General features: G+C 72.3%; 1 protein-coding gene. It reads right to left on the reverse strand.

Features of this window, described 5'->3' with window-relative positions; translation table 11 throughout:
• Nucleotides 1-413 precede the first annotated feature (413 nt).
• Nucleotides 414-1,493 (reverse strand): 1,2-phenylacetyl-CoA epoxidase subunit PaaE (paaE, locus tag AOK23_RS42425; protein ID WP_055717716.1); only part of this gene is annotated, 1,080 nt, incomplete at its 5' end.

Raw genomic sequence — 1,493 nt, forward strand, 5'->3', positions numbered from 1 at the left:
GAGGTCGTCGTGCGGTGGGCCGGCGGTGAGTGGGTCGAGGACGGGGGCGACCACTGGGTCCGCACCTGGGACGGCCGCTACTGGGACCCCTTCGAGGAGGCCCGCCGCTGCTACACGGGAGAGGGGTCGCTGCGGCTGCTGTGCCGCGACGCGATGCGCTCCGCGTGAGGCCGGGCGCCTCATAGCTGGGGGGCGCGCTGTTTGTTCGGCGGGTGCGGGTGCGTTGTGGTTTCTCGCGCAGTTCCCCGCGCCCCTGAAGGCTTCGGGCCTGCGGCCCGGCCTTCATCCTGAAAAGCACGGGGCGCAGCCCCGGTCGCTTTTCAGGGGCGCGGGGAACTGCGCGAACAACCCCACGCACCCGCAGTCGCCGATGAACCCGCACCCCCGAGTCAGAAGGCGCCCGGCCCCAACCCCTACGTGTCGAAGTCGACCGTCAGCGTCTCCGACACCGGATACGTCTGGCACGTCAGCACGTACCCCGCCGCCACCTCCGCCGGTTCCAGCGCGTAGTTGCGGCGCATGTCCGCCTTGCCGTCGGGGACGAGCGCGCGGCAGGTGCCGCAGACGCCGCCCTTGCAGGCGAAGGGGAGGTCGGGGCGGGTGCGCTGCGCCGCGTCGAGGATCGTGCGGTCGCGGGGCAGCGGTGCGGTGGTGGTGCGGCCGTCGAGCGTGATGGTGACCTCGCTGACGGGGCCCTCGGCGGCGGCCTCCTCGTGGCGGACCTCGCGGACGGGTTCGTCGTCGGCGTAGAAGAGTTCCTGGTGGACGCGGTCGACGGGGACGCCGAGGCCGGTAAGGACCTGCTGGGCGTCGCGGACCATTCCGTGGGGTCCGCACAGCCACCAGTGGTCGGCGGTGTCGACATCGACGAGGGAGCCGATGAGCGCCGAGAGGCGTCCGGCGTCCAGGCGGCCCGAGAGCAGCTCCGCCTCGCGCGGCTCGCGGGACAGTACGTGGGCCAGCTGGAAGCGGGCCGGGTACAGGTCCTTCAGGTCGGCGAGCTCGTCGGCGAACATCACGGTGCCGGTGCGCCGGTTGCCGTAGAAGAGGGTCACCGTGGAGCGGGGGTCGGCGGCCAGGACCGACTCGGCGATGGAGATCATCGGAGTGATGCCGGAGCCCGCCGCGATCAGCACATGGTGGCCGGGGGCGGTGAGGTCCGGGGTGAAGAAGCCGGTGGGCGGCATGACCTCGACGGTGTCGCCGGGGCGTACGTCGTTCACGAGCCAGGAGGAGAACAGGCCGCCCGGTACGACCCGGACGCCGATGCGCGGTGCCGAACCCGCCGGTGAGCAGATCGAGTAGGAGCGGCGTTCGTCCCGTCCGTCGATCTCGCGCCGGAGCGTCAGCGACTGGCCGGGCGCGAACGTGAACTCCTCGGCCAGCTCGTCCGGGATCTCGAACCCGACCGCGACCGCGTCCTCGCACAACGGCCGTACCTCGGCGACGCCCCGTCTTCCACGACGGGGCGGCGCCGAGGTACGGCCGTTGTG

The organism is Streptomyces torulosus (assembly GCF_001419765.1).
GTDB lineage: Bacteria > Actinomycetota > Actinomycetes > Streptomycetales > Streptomycetaceae > Streptomyces > Streptomyces torulosus.